General features: G+C 44.8%; 16 protein-coding genes. 8 read left to right on the top strand and 8 right to left on the bottom strand.

Features of this window, described 5'->3' with window-relative positions; all coding sequences use genetic code 11:
• A partial coding sequence (locus BGK61_RS15705) for an integrase core domain-containing protein (RefSeq protein WP_157888798.1) occupies window positions 1-212 on the top strand: 212 nt, incomplete at its 5' end.
• Between the two features lie 52 nt (window positions 213-264).
• Here BGK61_RS15705 and BGK61_RS15700 read toward each other — a convergent pair.
• Together BGK61_RS15700 and metF are read right to left on the bottom strand one after the other, a co-directional pair.
• On the bottom strand, window positions 265-1,149 hold the full coding sequence (locus BGK61_RS15700) for a virulence factor BrkB family protein (RefSeq protein WP_014999761.1): 885 nt from the start codon (window positions 1,147-1,149) through the stop codon (window positions 265-267).
• 221 nt (window positions 1,150-1,370) lie between these two features.
• On the bottom strand, window positions 1,371-2,258 hold the full coding sequence (gene metF, locus BGK61_RS15695; RefSeq protein WP_014950980.1) for a methylenetetrahydrofolate reductase: 888 nt from the start codon (window positions 2,256-2,258) through the stop codon (window positions 1,371-1,373).
• A gap of 161 nt (window positions 2,259-2,419) precedes the next feature.
• Here metF and metJ point away from each other — a divergent pair, with 161 nt between their 5' ends.
• The gene (gene metJ, locus BGK61_RS15690; protein ID WP_014950979.1) at window positions 2,420-2,752 is read left to right on the top strand and encodes a met regulon transcriptional regulator MetJ; all 333 of its coding nucleotides are present in this window, start codon (window positions 2,420-2,422) and stop codon (window positions 2,750-2,752) included.
• A gap of 67 nt (window positions 2,753-2,819) precedes the next feature.
• On the opposite strand, the gene BGK61_RS15685 is transcribed toward metJ, so the two are convergent.
• Entirely contained in the window at window positions 2,820-4,055 is a 1,236-nt protein-coding gene (locus BGK61_RS15685) for a malic enzyme-like NAD(P)-binding protein (protein WP_014999759.1), read from the bottom strand.
• Window positions 4,056-4,704: 649 nt separating this feature from the next.
• Here BGK61_RS15685 and BGK61_RS15680 point away from each other — a divergent pair.
• Window positions 4,705-5,022 carry a hypothetical protein gene (locus tag BGK61_RS15680; RefSeq protein ID WP_076012872.1) on the top strand — a complete coding sequence of 106 codons (318 nt, stop codon included), beginning with the start codon at window positions 4,705-4,707 and terminating at the stop codon, window positions 5,020-5,022.
• A 213-nt stretch (window positions 5,023-5,235) separates the two neighbouring features.
• Here the strand turns inward: BGK61_RS15680 and rpmE are convergent, their stop codons facing one another.
• Complete coding sequence (gene rpmE, locus BGK61_RS15675) at window positions 5,236-5,448, bottom strand: 50S ribosomal protein L31 (RefSeq protein WP_014977577.1); 213 nt, start codon at window positions 5,446-5,448, stop codon at window positions 5,236-5,238.
• Window positions 5,449-5,860: 412 nt separating this feature from the next.
• On the opposite strand from rpmE, the gene priA reads away from it, so the two are divergent.
• The 3 genes from priA to BGK61_RS15660 all read left to right on the top strand — a co-directional run bounded on the left by priA (window position 5,861) and on the right by BGK61_RS15660 (window position 9,050).
• Window positions 5,861-8,050 carry a primosomal protein N' gene (gene priA, locus BGK61_RS15670; protein ID WP_076026108.1) on the top strand — a complete coding sequence of 730 codons (2,190 nt, stop codon included), beginning with the start codon at window positions 5,861-5,863 and terminating at the stop codon, window positions 8,048-8,050.
• Between the two features lie 132 nt (window positions 8,051-8,182).
• On the top strand, window positions 8,183-8,761 hold the full coding sequence (locus BGK61_RS15665) for an SPOR domain-containing protein (protein ID WP_014999755.1): 579 nt from the start codon (window positions 8,183-8,185) through the stop codon (window positions 8,759-8,761).
• A gap of 85 nt (window positions 8,762-8,846) precedes the next feature.
• A complete protein-coding gene (locus tag BGK61_RS15660) occupies window positions 8,847-9,050 on the top strand; it encodes a hypothetical protein (protein ID WP_076011186.1) in 204 nt (67 codons plus the stop codon).
• A gap of 78 nt (window positions 9,051-9,128) precedes the next feature.
• Here the strand turns inward: BGK61_RS15660 and BGK61_RS15655 are convergent, their stop codons facing one another.
• Window positions 9,129-9,545 carry a DUF1294 domain-containing protein gene (locus tag BGK61_RS15655; RefSeq protein WP_167369502.1) on the bottom strand — a complete coding sequence of 139 codons (417 nt, stop codon included), beginning with the start codon at window positions 9,543-9,545 and terminating at the stop codon, window positions 9,129-9,131.
• A 144-nt stretch (window positions 9,546-9,689) separates the two neighbouring features.
• Between BGK61_RS15655 and hslV the strand changes: the two genes are divergently transcribed.
• Window positions 9,690-10,214 carry an ATP-dependent protease subunit HslV gene (gene hslV, locus BGK61_RS15650; RefSeq protein ID WP_014950969.1) on the top strand — a complete coding sequence of 175 codons (525 nt, stop codon included), beginning with the start codon at window positions 9,690-9,692 and terminating at the stop codon, window positions 10,212-10,214.
• Between the two features lie 82 nt (window positions 10,215-10,296).
• Window positions 10,297-11,625, top strand: a complete 1,329-nt coding sequence (gene hslU, locus BGK61_RS15645) for an HslU--HslV peptidase ATPase subunit (RefSeq protein WP_076011185.1) — start codon at window positions 10,297-10,299, stop codon at window positions 11,623-11,625.
• A gap of 150 nt (window positions 11,626-11,775) precedes the next feature.
• Here the strand turns inward: hslU and BGK61_RS15640 are convergent, their stop codons facing one another.
• From BGK61_RS15640 to BGK61_RS15630, 3 genes are all read right to left on the bottom strand, one after another.
• Entirely contained in the window at window positions 11,776-12,249 is a 474-nt protein-coding gene (locus BGK61_RS15640; RefSeq protein WP_076011184.1) for a type II toxin-antitoxin system YhaV family toxin, read from the bottom strand.
• A 2-nt stretch (window positions 12,250-12,251) separates the two neighbouring features.
• Window positions 12,252-12,581, bottom strand: a complete 330-nt coding sequence (locus BGK61_RS15635) for a type II toxin-antitoxin system PrlF family antitoxin (protein WP_014999750.1) — start codon at window positions 12,579-12,581, stop codon at window positions 12,252-12,254.
• A 216-nt stretch (window positions 12,582-12,797) separates the two neighbouring features.
• Entirely contained in the window at window positions 12,798-13,796 is a 999-nt protein-coding gene (locus tag BGK61_RS15630) for an ATP-grasp domain-containing protein (RefSeq protein WP_014999749.1), read from the bottom strand.
• Window positions 13,797-13,843 lie beyond the last annotated feature (47 nt).

Below are 13,843 nucleotides of genomic sequence, written 5' to 3'. Positions count from 1 at the left end.
AGTGCTCAATGACAGATGGCTACGACTGCTATCAAAACGCCCTTGCAGAGCGGATAAACGGTATTCTTAAAAATGAATACTTACTCCATAAGCCAAGAGATTTAGAAGAAGCGAGAAAGATGGTTGCAGAGTCAGTAGCTATCTATAATGGTAGGAGGCCACATCTGGCCCTTAAATACAAAACGCCCGATGAAATACATCGGGCGTTTTAACCGAAATAAGTGTCAACCTATTTCAGGACTAGTCATAAACCTGTCAGGCTGATTATTCTTGAGGCACCTTGCGCGGTTCGTTTTCTGCTTTTCGGTTTTCGAACGCTTCGCCTAGGCTGCAGGTAAACTCTGCGCCAAACAGCACAATTATCCATGACAAATACACCCATAAAAACAAAATGGGTACTACAGCAAGCGCGCCGTAAATAAGCTCGTAAGACGGAAAGTTAGTCACATATAGCGCGAAGCCCGATTTAGTGATTTCAAAGGCTATGGTCGCCACGATAGCCCCCACTAGAGCATGACGTGCGAACACTCTTCTGTTGGGCACTACCATGTACAAAATGGTGAAAGCTATCATAGCGGCACCACTTGGCACGAGGCTGAGCAAAAATGTACCTAGTCCCGGTGTATATTCTTCGGTGAACGCCGCTAGACCAGTCAAATAAGAACTTACCACCACACTAGAGCCAATAAGTAAGGGCCCTAAAGTAATTACCATCCAATAGATAGCAAAAGTATAAACAATTGGTCTGTCACTTTGTGTTCGCCAAATTCTGTTCAGGGTTTTATCTACGTTGGATATCAGCATTAACGCAACGACCAAGAGCGACAGAATACCAATGGCACTCATCTGTGATGCGTTGCCGACGAAATCGGTCATGTATTTGTGAACCACATCACTAGCGGTAGGAACAAAGTTGCTAAATACGAAATGCTCGAGTTTGCTCCTAACTGACGCGAATGCTGGAAAGGCAGACATTATGGTAAAGGTCACCATGATAAACGGTACCAAAGATAACAAGGTTACATAGGCTAAGTGCCCAGCAGAGATGGTAATATTGTCTTCTTTGCAGCGCTTTATGAAGATACTAAAAAGATCTCTAATCTGAGGGGTAACATTGTTATATAAGGCTTTGACCTTGTTTAAATCCACTCAACTTCTCCTGACGATACCGTGCAAAAATAAAATGCTTAACCTACAGATGCGAGGTAAAAGGGGTATCGGTAGTTCATTACTTGTTATATCAGATGGTAACTGCGGTCGGCCTTGGTGGCAAAGTTTAATGCAGTCTTTATACAAGAAAGGCGCATAACCTGCGCCTTATTAGTGTGCTTCAACGAAGGTTGCCAGCACGCTGTATTCATTGTTATTAGTTAAGCGCCAGAACGCACGCCTAACATGTGGCAGATGGCGTAACTTAGCTCACTACGATTCAGAGTATAGAAGTGGAAGTGTTTCACCCCTTCTTTCGCCAGTACTTTCACCTGATCCATGGCAATATTAGCACCTATCAAGTTGCGGGTAGCTTGGTCATCTGCATCAAGACCGTCAAACATTTTGTGCAGCCACCCCGGCACGTGCACGTTTGTGAACCCAGCAAACTTCACCAGTGTTTGATAGTTGGTTACCGGCAAAATACCCGGAACGATATCTAAGTCTACACCTGCTGCGGCCGCACGGTCTCTAAATCGAAGGTAAACACTGGTATCGAAGAAGAATTGGGTTATCGCTTCTGTAGCGCCTGCTTCTGCTTTGCGCTTAAGGTTTAGCAAATCAAACTGGGCATTTGGCGCTTCAGGGTGCTTCTCTGGGTAGGCAGCAACAGAAATATCAAAATCAGCAACGTCTTTTAACAAAGCAACAAGATCAGAGGCATACATTTCTGTCTTTTCTACTCCTGGCGGTAAATCGCCGCGAAGCGCAACAATACGGCGAATGCCTGAGTCCCAGTAGTCTTTTGCAATTTGCTTAAGTTCATCACGGCTAGCATCAACACAGGTTAAGTGAGGAACCGCTGCTACACCGGTCTGCTGCTGAATACGCTTAACTACGTCATGAGTTCTGTCGCGCTCACCGCTATTGGCGCCGTAGGTTACCGACATATAGCTAGGCTTCAACGGTGCTAGACGTTCAACTGACTTCCACAGGGTCTGTTCCATGGCTTCCGTTTTAGGCGGAAAGAATTCAAAAGATACATCAATATCACGCAGTTCCGACAGGGACTGGTTTAATGCATCGATACCTTGTGCGTAAGAAACCATGGCTTTTTCTCTCAAAAATGTATTCTTATAGACGTTTAGACGTCTAAATTAAAGAATATATGTCTAGACGTCAAGAGGTTTACACTGCTCAATTGACCTTTTCGTGAACTTGTTTAGAATTTCTCTTCATAACATAAAAAAGAGTAGACCGAGTTAGTACAATGGCAGAATGGAACGGTAAATATATTCACCCCTACGCAGAGCATGGCAAAAAAAGCGAACAGGTAAAGAAAGTCACTGTCTCTATACCTATTAATGTGCTTAAAGCACTTACCGATGAGCGTACCCGCCGCCAAATCAATAATTTGCGTCACGCCACTAATTCGGAACTGCTGTGCGAAGCATTTTTACACGCGTTTACCGGACAGCCACTGCCTAACGATGATGACTTGCGAAAAGATAACCCCAATCGCGTACCCGCAGAAGCAAGACGCATAATGGAAGAAATGGGAATTGACCCAAGTTTCGAAAACGATGTGTCGGAAGACGATTAATACTTAGCTTTTAAACGAAAATAGCGGTTGAGTGTTATCTCAACCGCTATGTTTTTTTAGTCGTACTTTACTCGTCTGCACTTTCAGGTAAACGAGCTACGCCAGATTCAATAGCCGCTTTTGATACCGCAGAGGCAATGCGCTCGCACAAGCGTGGGTCCATAGGTTTAGGAATTATATATTCCTTGCCAAATGTGAGACTGGCACTTTTACTGGCAGCTAATACTTCCTCTGGTACGGGCTCTTTCGTAATAGCACGAAGGGCTTCTACTGCCGCTACTTTCATTTCATCGTTGATGGCCGTTGCACGAACGTCTAGTGCTCCACGGAAAATAAACGGGAAACACAATACGTTGTTAACCTGGTTAGGGTAGTCGGAACGTCCGGTCGCCATGATAAGATCTTTACGTACTTCGTGAGCAAGTTCAGGTTTTATCTCAGGATCTGGGTTAGAGCATGCAAATACAATCGGGTTTTCAGCCATTAACGCCAGCGTTTCTGGTGGTAAGACATCAGGACCAGATACACCTACGAAGATGTCAGCCCCTTCCATTACGTCTTCCAGCGTGCGCTTGTCCGTATTGTTAGCGAATAGCTTTTTGTGCTCGGTTAAGTCTTCGCGACGCGTATGGATCACGCCTTTTCTGTCTAGCATATAAATACGCTCACGCTGGGCACCGCATTTAATAAGCAGCTCCATACAAGCAACTGCTGCTGCACCGGCTCCCATACAAACTATTTTGGCGCTCTCTATGCTTTTACCCTGAATTTCCAAGGCATTAAGCATACCGGCTGCAGTTACTATCGCGGTACCATGCTGGTCGTCGTGAAACACCGGAATGTTACAGCGTTTAATCAGCTCTTGTTCAATCTCAAAACATTCAGGTGCTTTGATGTCTTCTAAGTTAATACCGCCAAATGTATCAGCAATATTGGCAACCGTATTAATGAACTCTTCAGTTGTACGATGTTTTACTTCAATATCAATGGCATCAAGCCCAGCAAAGCGCTTAAACAGAAGTGCTTTACCTTCCATAACGGGTTTCGATGCCAGTGGGCCTAGATTTCCCAAGCCTAAAATTGCAGTTCCGTTACTGATAACAGCAACCAGGTTACCTTTACCCGTATACTTATAGGCATTGTCTGCATCTTCAGCAATTTCTCTCACCGGCTCGGCAACACCTGGGCTATAAGCAAGAGCAAGGTCATCTACGCTATCGGCAGGTTTAGATAGCTCTACGCGGATTTTTCCCGGAGTGGGTTTGGCGTGATAATCAAGTGCGCGTTGTCTAAAATCTGACATGTAAAAGGGTTTCCTTAGATGTAGGGTTCATCGGTGTTTTCGTTCACGCTCTGTAGCTATTTTATTATCGTTATAGTTATAGGTAGATAAACGTAAGCGCGTTACAACCAAGTAATGATAAAAATGATTATAAATAGTTGTTAGCACTGGGCCGGTACGGGGAAAGAAGCCAACTTGGAGTAAAGCTTTGCTAATCTCGCATACATACCTAAATAGATACCGAATCTGATATCTTCGTTCAAATTTCGTACCTAAAAGCAGCACAAGCCTTGATAATAAAGCATTATTCACAGTATTAATGCCCACTATCAAAGTGCCAATCGCAACTCTAACACAGCCAATCACTGTGTACATATCTGATCAGAATTCTCATGTACCAATGTAGGTTAGGCATACTAATTAGACCAGTAAAATAGGGCTATAATTGTCATTCATATTATTTATTTTGACTGGGTTAAGTATTCCTTGTGTCTATTGCGTGTTGAATTAATGTGCAGTTATGCAGCAAGTAGCAGCCTGCTCCCTTTATTTCTAGCAAACGCCCTTCTCAAAAATATAAAACGCATAAGGTTATCTATTAATTTCAGGTTTCATATTTCTGATAAAATGCTGTGAATGCACATCCTAAATTCGCACTGAAGGCGAGGAAATGACTGAAAGAAAATTAATTGCAGTGCTAACCGATGTTTGCGAAGACGTAAAATCTGACAACAACGGTTTTGTTTGGCTAACTCATTTGGGGCATTGGAGAGCACCTCAGGTAATCGCCGTTTTCGACTCAGAGCAGGAAAAACAACGGGCACTCAGTAATGGGTGGGATATGGACTTCATAAACAAGGTGAATATTGCACTCGCATCAATTAAGTCAACGCCTACTGCTATTTATTTTGATAGCGAGGAAGCATGTAAGAAAGCCAGTGGTGGTGATTGGGATAAGCACCTATCTAACGCAAAAAAATTCCATTAATCATATGTGTGCGATAGCCTCACAATTGCTGTGATTCGGTCATGTTTTTTTAGAGTCTTAGAGGATTAGCGACACCACTTTAAGGTTTTGTTATTAGAGTGACAGTAATGAGGTAGGAGAAGCATTATCTAGTGCAGCTGTCTACCGCAAAGCGCAGATTTAGGGCAATAAAAAAGCGCCATAAAGGCGCTTTTTTCGAACTCGATATCAGGCTTACTTTTTGCCCAATGCACCGAAACGCTTCTTGAAGCGATCAACACGACCACCAGTGTCAACGTTACGTTGCTTACCAGTGTAGAATGGGTGACATGAAGAACATACGTCTAGGTTGATGTCTTTACCAAGAGTAGAACGAATGTTCATTACGTTACCACATGAGCAAGTTGCTGTGATTGCTTCGTATTTAGGGTGGATATCTTGTTTCATGGGATTACCTCACATAATAAGGCCGTATCGCTATACAACCCGAAGTCGCACACCATACGTTACTTAATTCAAATGATAAGTCGTTCAAAGAACAGCCTATCGCAAAAAGAGCGGCGCATAATAAAGGATGGCAGGGGCTTGATCAAGCGGTTTTTGTATGGTTTTTGTATAACTGTTAGGCACGACAGCTAAACAAAAAACATTCCTTTTATGCTTAACAGCAAAGTATGTTTAAATATTTGGCTTTCAAGGCTCGGCCAATACTCGCTAATAGTAAAATGTACTGTTAACTGCAAAAATTGCTGTAACGTGTGGCTAAAAGAATAGTCTCGATATGAGTAGTTTCAATATATGACGTTTAGTACGCGCATTGTGCGCGGTAAAAGTCATCAAACAAGGTAGGACGTTCGCAATGGCCTTTATCCAAGTTGCCGTGCCAGTGCCACTGCGCCAACTTTTCACATATACCCACGATAACGCACTTAGTGCGGGTGTTAGAGTGGTTGTGCCTTTTGGCCCGCGCAAACTCGTGGGCGTTGTCGTTGAAACACTACATAAAGCTGAAAGCGAAATTGACAATGCCAACAAGCTAAAAGCCATTGAGTCAGTTCTAGACGATACCCCAATTATTGACAATGTATTGCTGAAAATGGCTCAGTGGTTGTGGCAGTATTATCATCATGCGCCAGGTGAGGTACTGCACGCCATGCTGCCTGTTTTATTGCGCAAAGGCGAGTCAGCAGCGCCAACACCCCAAGACATGCTAATGCTTTCCGAAGAAGGCAAACAAACGACTGCAGACACGTTATCGCGGGCGCCTAAACAGCAAGCGTGTTTTACTGCACTGGCCAGTGGTGCCTTATTAGCATCCCAAGCGCGCAAGCAGTATGGCGCACCTGCGGTCAAAGCACTTGTCGAAAAGTCATTGATAAGCATTGAAGAAGTCGCGCCTGAATTTAAGTCAGGCAGTTGGCTTGCCTCGTTATCGGTGTCTGAAAAGCCAATTCCAGATACTGAGCAATCGGTTGCCATTGCCGCACTTAATCGTCAGCAGGGCAATTTCGCTGTAAGTTTGCTTGAAGGGGTTACCGGTAGCGGTAAAACGGAAGTGTATCTTCAAGCTATCGAACCCTTGCTGCGTGAAGGGAAGCAAGTGCTTATACTTGTGCCAGAAATTGGGCTTACGCCGCAAACGGTGTCACGCTTTGAAAAGCGCTTTGGTATTGCAGTGGGCGTTTTACACTCTCAGCTTTCTGATAAAGAACGGCTACAGGTGTGGCAGCGAGCAAGAGCTGGTGAACTCGGTATTATCATTGGTACCCGCTCGGCTATTTTCACCCCGCTGCACAACCCCGGCATGCTGATTGTGGATGAAGAGCACGACGAGTCTTTTAAACAGCAAGATGGACTTCGCTATCATGCTCGTGATCTGGCGGCCATGCGTGCCAAGCAGCACAATATTCCTCTTTTATTAGGTAGCGCCACGCCCGCACTTGAAACACTTAATAATGCGCTAAGCGGTCGCTATGCCCATTTGCAGTTAACTAAGCGAGCAGGAGGTGCAAAAAGCACGCATCAGCATGTGCTAGACGCGCGCGATCAACCTATTCACTATGGTATTTCGCAAGGCCTGTTAACGATAATGCGCCAGCATATTAGCGCGGGTAATCAGGTATTGGTGTTTGTGAATCGCAGAGGCTATGCGCCAGCGCTGCTTTGCCATCACTGCGGCGAAACCGTCATGTGTAAGCGCTGTGACCGTCCTTATACTGTGCATAAAGCGCAGAACCGTTTACAGTGTCATCAATGCGGCGGCATGCGCTCAATGCCATCTAACTGCGAAGCGTGCCATCACAATGAGTTAGTTACAGCGGGCACAGGGACCGAGCAAGTCGAGCAAGGGCTTGCAAGCTTATTTCCCGGTGTTAAGCAGGTACGAATAGACAGTGATACCGTGAGGGGCAAAGACAAACTGCACCAAACACTGGATGCAATAAACCGCCAAGAGTACCAGCTGCTAGTAGGTACTCAGATACTGTCAAAAGGTCACCATTTCCCGCATGTAACCTTAGTGGCGGTGCTAGATTGTGATGGTGCACTTTTTAGTGCCGATTTTAGAGCACCAGAAAAGCTTGCTCAGCTTGTTACTCAGCTTGCAGGAAGAGCAGGGCGCGCCAGTAAACCAGGGGAAATGTGGTTGCAAACTCACAATCCCCACCATCCTTTGCTGCAAGATTTAGTACATAACGGCTATGGGCATTTCGCCAGACACGCTTTAATGGAGCGTAAAGCGGCAGGGCTTCCGCCTTTTATTAGTCAATTTGTGATCCGCGCTGAGGCGACCGACAGCAGCTTGGCCTATCGCTTTTTACAAGACAGTAAGCAAGTATTTCACCAGCAGCATGCCATTGAGTTAAATGGCCCGTTTCCTTGTTTGATTGAAAAGCGGCAAGGCAGGTTTCGATTTATGCTGGTTTGCAGTCATGAAAAGCGTGCGCCGCTTCACAATGCGCTGCGCTTGGCACTGCCATTTTTACAGGCGTTGCCACAGGCGATGAAAGTAAGGTGGTCGATAGATATTGATCCTACCGATTTCAGTTAGCTTGTTGGGTGGCAATACGTTAAAATTTCCGCAGGATTGAAGGTGCAGGAAAGCTGCTCCTTCATATAGATTTGGTATATGACGTTTTCTTACGCATACAAACAACGATAACAAGTAGGAATATTGCCGACTATGGCTCAACGCGATTATGTCTCCCGTGGACGCTCTCCTCAAAAAAAGAAGCCGGCTGGTAACGGTAGAAAGCCGGCCAGAAACGCGCAATCTAATGCCCCAGTGTCTGGAAAACTTCCTATTGTTCGCCTTGTCGGCGTATTTGCACTGGTGATTGGCTTTGGCGCATTTTTGTGGTCAATAAAAGATAACGTAGAAGACGACGTAGATACACAAGCTTCACGACCTGTGGCTCCTACAGAAGAGACGTTACCTGAGCTTCCTGAAGAAGAATGGGAGTACATTAAGACCCTTCCAGGATACGAAGTAGAAGTTGAGGTCAAAGAGCAAGAAAAATCTGACAAACGCTATTTAATGCAGTGCGCTTCGTTTAGAACCCGCGCCCAGGCTGAAGAGATGAAAGCCAAAATAGCATTCCAAGGCTTAGAGGCGCTTATCAGACACAGCACTGGCAGTAACGGCGATTGGTTCCGCGTTATACTGGGCCCTTACGAGTCCAAGCGTGATGCTGAAAAAGCCAAGCACAGTCTGCGTAAAGTGAACATTGCGACATGCCAAATTTGGTACTGGAATTTGTAGCAGTTTTTTGTAGGTAACACTTAATGCGGTGCATACGGCGCTGAAATAGCGCGTAGAGAAAGGATGCGTTTACAAGGAAGTATCAATGAGTATTGCCATCACCGAACAACCAAATTACGCCGCTTATAGCATAGAAGAGCTTGAGGACGTTCTGGAAAATATCGACAAGCAGGCCTTCCCAGAACGCTATCAGGCAGCAAAGAATGAGCTCGCTACTAATCTAGGTACGCTTGCTTCAAGTGCAATTAGCCCAAGCAAAAAAAGGTTAACTAAAACCGTTACCCAATAAACCTTCATAAATGCCGGCTTCCTAGCTTCATTCTGGGAATTTGAAAGGGAACAGCCATTCCTGCATTCCCACGCTTTGCTAGGAAACTTGCCAGCGCCTTCTGAGTGGGCAATTATCTATGCGGATTGGTATTGACATCTGCTGGGCAAGCAATGCGCCAGGCCAACCTCCCAATAGGCTTAATATATGAAGTTTTGCTTCTGAAACTCGCCACTTGTCTTTTTTTGCGGACGATTTATCAATACCGTAGAAAAGCACGGCAAAGAGGCTTAGTGCGCCATAACCCACGGGGACTATGATTGGCAAACGGTCCAGCAAAACGAATAAGGTTAGTACGCCACAAAATAGGGTAAGTAAGGCAAAGGAAAGACTTCTTCGATACTTCATTGATAATCCATTAAATAAGCATGCCATCAAATAACCATGGGCTTCATTGGCGAGAGTATGCACCCGATAAATGGCGTATTCAATAAGCACCGTATGCGCTAAGCCCATATAGTAGGCAGCTCTGAGCGCACATTCTTTTGTCTTACCCTTGAAATTAAAAAGCCTTCCCCCACTTATTTGTTATTGAATTTGAACGCTGCTGCCTTTGCTAAGCTAAAAACGCAGCAGCGCCCAGCTAAACGGGGAATTAACGTGACAACGATTGTATCTGTACGACGTGGGAATCAAGTGGTAATGGCCGGTGACGGACAGGTATCACTGGGCAATACCGTAATGAAAGGTAATGCGCGCAAAGTGCGCCGTTTATACCACGATAAAATTTTAGCGGGCTTTGCTGGTGGCACGGCCGACGCGTTTACGCTATTTGAGCGCTTTGAAGCAAAGCTTGAAGCCCACCAAGGCCATTTGACCAAAGCGGCGGTAGAGCTTGCTAAAGACTGGCGAACTGACAGGGCGCTTCGCAAACTAGAGGCATTGCTTGCCGTAGCCGACGAAACCGCATCGTTTATTATTACCGGTAACGGTGATGTGGTGCAGCCAGAACAAGATCTTATCGCGATTGGTTCTGGTGGTAACTACGCACAAGCTGCAGCTACGGCACTACTTGAAAATACAGAGCTAAGCGCAAAAGAAATTGCTGAAAAAGCGTTGACCATAGCGGGTGATATTTGCGTATTCACTAACCATAGCCAAACGGTTGATGTACTAGATTACTAAGTAATAGCTGAATGCTGTTATCGGCTTGCTGTTGCTCATCTGAATTCGAGTACAGCAAGTCCTGTTAGAAAAGGGTTTATTCATGTCTGAAATGACACCAAGAGAAATTGTTCACGAGTTAGACCGTCATATTATCGGTCAACAAGATGCCAAGCGCGCTGTATCTATTGCACTTCGAAATCGCTGGCGTCGTATGCAGCTTGAGCCTGAGCTGCGCCAAGAAGTTACGCCAAAAAATATTTTGATGATTGGTCCTACGGGTGTGGGTAAAACTGAAATTGCTCGCCGTTTAGCAAAACTTGCTAACGCGCCGTTCATTAAAGTTGAAGCGACTAAGTTCACCGAAGTGGGCTATGTAGGTAAAGAAGTTGAAACTATCATTCGTGATCTTGCTGATATTGCAGTGAAGATGACGAAAGAAAACGAAATGAAAAAAGTGAAATTCCGCGCAGAAGAAGCAGCGGAAGAGCGCATCTTAGACGTTTTACTTCCTCCACCAGAAGATGCGTGGGGCAATAAAGAAAACGTTGAAGATCGCGGCACGCGCCAAGCATTTCGCAAAAAGCTTCGTCAAGGCGACCTCGACGACAAAGAGATTGAAATTGATGTAGCACTTCCGCAGGTGGGCGTAGAAATTATGGCGCCTCCAGGTATGGAAGAAATGACCAACCAACTTCAAGGCATGTTCCAGAACTTGTCGGGTTCGCAGAAGAAAAAGAAGAAGCTGAAAATTAAAGAGGCGTTCAAACTACTTATTGAAGAAGAGGCGGCACGCCTTGTGAATCAAGAAGATTTGAAGGAGAAAGCCATTGAGTCGGTAGAACAGCACGGTATTGTGTTTATCGACGAAATTGACAAAATTTGTAAGCGAGAAGGCAACTCGTCGGCAGATGTATCTCGCGAAGGTGTTCAACGTGACCTGCTTCCACTGGTGGAAGGTTCAACGGTATCGACAAAACACGGTATGGTTAAAACCGACCATATCTTGTTTATCGCCTCGGGCGCATTCCAAATGAGCAAGCCGTCGGATCTTATTCCTGAACTTCAGGGTCGTCTTCCAATTCGCGTTGAGCTATCTGCCCTTAAAGTAGGTGACTTTAAACGTATTCTTACCGAGCCAAATGCGTCGTTAACGCACCAGTACATCGCACTAATGAAGACAGAAGGCGTGGATATTACGTTCGATGATTCTGGTATTCAGCGCATTGCTGAAGCGGCATGGCAGGTGAATGAGCGTACTGAAAACATTGGTGCCCGCCGTCTGCACACCGTGCTTGAGCGTCTTATGGAAGACATCTCGTTCGACGCCTCCGAGAAAAGCGGGGAGTCGTTCGTGATTGATGCAGATTACGTTAACAGCCACCTAGAAACCTTGGTAGATAACGAAGATCTGTCGCGTTTTATCTTGTAATTTAGCGCTAAGTAGAAGTTTCCTCGTTAGTTGGCATGCCAACTAACGGGGATATTTTATCAACTTTTTCAATAGCTACGGTTTCACGCCAATATCTGACTAACCTTAAAATACACACCGGATTACTCTTTAAAAGAAAAAGCAGACGGCTTACAGAGGGAGTAATTTATTTTGGGCTGCTTTCAAAAGATCGTCCCATTCTTTTGGTGGATGACCAGATTTCACCATTTTCTCAAAAATTCTGTAAGCGTCCGTCTTACTTCCATATGCACGTTTGTTTTTCTCATCATTTACCCATGCATATACGATAACCTTAGACTCAAGATGGTAGCGGAAAAAAAGGCGATACTGCTGGAAAAACTTTGCACGGAACCAATGCTTATTGTCTTCACCTAACGTGTTTCCTTGACGAAAGTCAGCGTGAGTAGGATCATGCGGAATTAGTTCAAAGGTGAGTCTTTGAATAGCAGCTAAACGCTTAGCTGCATTTTTCTTAGTGTAATTCTCTGGATCTTTTTCCCGTAAAGCTTCAACCTGCGATTTGAGATTGAGATATTGCTCTATAAATAATGGGTGAGCGTAAAGTGTCCATCCGTTTACAACAGCTGGTATCGTTTTCTGCAAACTTATTCGTCCTCATCCAGCAAAGGAGCATCGAGATCAATTTCGACACCATCTACCAGTGCGTTAACGCTTACACGCATACTTTCTGATAAGGGCTCAATGTTTTCTGGATGGGCCTGAATGTCATGTGCAATAAATGATAGAAATTCGCCAATAATAGGATCGCTCTCTTGCGCTTCTAATCTGGATATAACAACGCTACCGTCAGATTGAATGGCATATTTAATTTTGTCTTTTTTACCTAAACGTAATGCCTTACGGACAGAACTTGGCACTGTGGTTTGAAAACGTTCTGTAAGTGTTGATTCAGTTTCTAAAGCAACGCGTGGCATAACGACCTCTATGTTTTGCGGGTTTGCAAGCCTTGATTTTAGTACGGTAAAACAGGTAATGCAAATGCATTACTTTACGATAGAAGGTTATAAAATGCGTTAAATTGACTAAAGGTCGTAAAAGTATAAGGTGGACAATCGCCTAACTTCGTTGAATTTTTAGCACCCAACTTAAGATCAGTGTCTAATCTACTAAAAGCTCATTTCACCTAACAGTCAAGTCTTCACCAACAGCGCTACCAGCTTTTCCGTGATATTCAGGCCAGTATCGTTTTCTATTTTCAAAAAATATGGGCTGGGGTTTGCCTCTAGAAAAAAGTACTTTCCCTTCGCACTTTTACGCCAGTCGATTGCGCACCAATGCATGCCTAAAGCTTGGCAAATTCTGATAGCTAACTGCTTGACTTCGCCAGGGACTATGGTCACCGATACGCTCGCATTGTCGTCATTCCTGTAATCTAATTCACTTGAGTCAATTTGTACGCTGAGCACGTCATTGCCCAGCACATAGCTTCGTACATTTACGCCGGCAATATATTTTTGAAAGGTAACAGGGCGTTCACCTAAAAGTGTATTGAGTAGTGGGCGCATGTTTGGTTGTTTATTCACATACTGTGCGGTACGACCGCCGCGTACGGGCTTGTAAATAACGTCTCGCATATTGCTACAAAACTGAGAGGCAACTTCGGATGCATTGCCTACAAAGGTGTAGGGAATATGTGCTCCTAATTTGCCAGCAATGCGCGATTGATAAGGTTTACACTGGTGGCTTCGAACAGCGTCGATAGAGTTCACCCATTTAATGTCGCTATAGCTGAACCAGCAAAGTAGCGTACTTGCTCGCTCTTGCTCAACCCACCCCGCGTTTTCTAACAAACTAGAGTCTCTATCATCAGATTTATCACGCTGTGCTTGAGCGTCTGTGCTGCTATCATTTCTAGCGTTTTCACTTGGGGACTTAGGTGGCAATCCTGGCAAGTACTCGTGCCAATAAGCAGCTTTAGTATTCGAGAACGTAACTCTAGATTGGTCGCAAAGTGAAGGCGAATTGAAATGAATTAGCCCGTCATCAAAGTCAGGGTCATAGCTGATGGTCCAGGTAGAGCCAAAATGCTGTGTATTGGCGAAGTAAAAGGGCGTGTTACTTTGGCGAAGTGCCATGGCTATATGTTGAATTTGTGGGTCTTGTTCACTGCCTAGTAGAGCTACGTGCATTTGCGTTCCTTGCTAGCATTTTTGCGTATTGATAGAAGTTGATAGTT

This window comes from Alteromonas abrolhosensis (assembly GCF_001953635.1).
Lineage (GTDB): Bacteria > Pseudomonadota > Gammaproteobacteria > Enterobacterales > Alteromonadaceae > Alteromonas > Alteromonas abrolhosensis.
Note: the sequence above shows the minus strand (reverse complement) of the source record. Positions and strands in the feature narration are given on the sequence as shown.

Coding starts and splice junctions, on each gene's coding strand:
- metF (WP_014950980.1), bottom strand. CDS start 2,258: ATGGTTTCTTACGCACAAGGTATCGATGCATTAAACCAGTCCCTGTCG.
- metJ (WP_014950979.1), top strand. CDS start 2,420: ATGGCAGAATGGAACGGTAAATATATTCACCCCTACGCAGAGCATGGC.
- BGK61_RS15685 (WP_014999759.1), bottom strand. CDS start 4,055: ATGTCAGATTTTAGACAACGCGCACTTGATTATCACGCCAAACCCACT.
- BGK61_RS15680 (WP_076012872.1), top strand. CDS start 4,705: ATGACTGAAAGAAAATTAATTGCAGTGCTAACCGATGTTTGCGAAGAC.
- rpmE (WP_014977577.1), bottom strand. CDS start 5,448: ATGAAACAAGATATCCACCCTAAATACGAAGCAATCACAGCAACTTGC.
- priA (WP_076026108.1), top strand. CDS start 5,861: ATGGCCTTTATCCAAGTTGCCGTGCCAGTGCCACTGCGCCAACTTTTC.
- BGK61_RS15665 (WP_014999755.1), top strand. CDS start 8,183: ATGGCTCAACGCGATTATGTCTCCCGTGGACGCTCTCCTCAAAAAAAG.
- BGK61_RS15660 (WP_076011186.1), top strand. CDS start 8,847: ATGAGTATTGCCATCACCGAACAACCAAATTACGCCGCTTATAGCATA.
- BGK61_RS15655 (WP_167369502.1), bottom strand. CDS start 9,545: ATGGGCTTAGCGCATACGGTGCTTATTGAATACGCCATTTATCGGGTG.
- hslU (WP_076011185.1), top strand. CDS start 10,297: ATGTCTGAAATGACACCAAGAGAAATTGTTCACGAGTTAGACCGTCAT.
- BGK61_RS15635 (WP_014999750.1), bottom strand. CDS start 12,581: ATGCCACGCGTTGCTTTAGAAACTGAATCAACACTTACAGAACGTTTT.
- BGK61_RS15630 (WP_014999749.1), bottom strand. CDS start 13,796: ATGCACGTAGCTCTACTAGGCAGTGAACAAGACCCACAAATTCAACAT.